Below are 426 nucleotides of genomic sequence, written 5' to 3' on the forward strand. Positions count from 1 at the left end.
GAGCAGGCCGACCACGATGGCGCGGCCGTAAGTGTCTGAGGGGGAATAGGCGACAGCGGTTTCGCCGATGGCGAATCCGGCCTCGCGGTTCAGGAAGCCGAAGCCCGTGGCAATGTTGCGCACGGACAGGTTGTGGAGCGTGTTTGAAACCAGGAACCACACGGCCCAGGCTACCGCGGTCAGCGCAATTACCTGGTAGACCACGGAGCGTACGCCGGGATCGTTCCAGTTCAGACGCCGAGGGGGTGCCGAAATCGGGGCGTTTTTGTTGGGAGTCATCATGATGAATCTACAGAAGTCGGACACCGGGTGGCATGCCGGAAAAGCCGCGCCACCCACTTCTGCCGCCCGCCCGAAGGCGGGTTAGGGCCTGTCCAGAATACACGTCCTGTGCAGACAGGCCCTAGGCATGACGGAGAGCCGTAC

General features: G+C 62.7%; 1 pseudogene. It reads right to left on the reverse strand.

Going from position 1 to position 426, the window contains the following annotated elements:
- Nucleotides 1-282, reverse strand: a pseudogene (locus tag OEJ37_RS34835) (amino acid ABC transporter permease); the annotation flags it as partial.
- Between the last annotated feature and the right edge of the window lie 144 nt (nt 283-426).

The organism is Burkholderia sp. BKH01, from assembly GCF_025685725.1.
In the GTDB taxonomy this organism is placed as follows: domain Bacteria; phylum Pseudomonadota; class Gammaproteobacteria; order Burkholderiales; family Burkholderiaceae; genus Burkholderia; species Burkholderia pyrrocinia_C.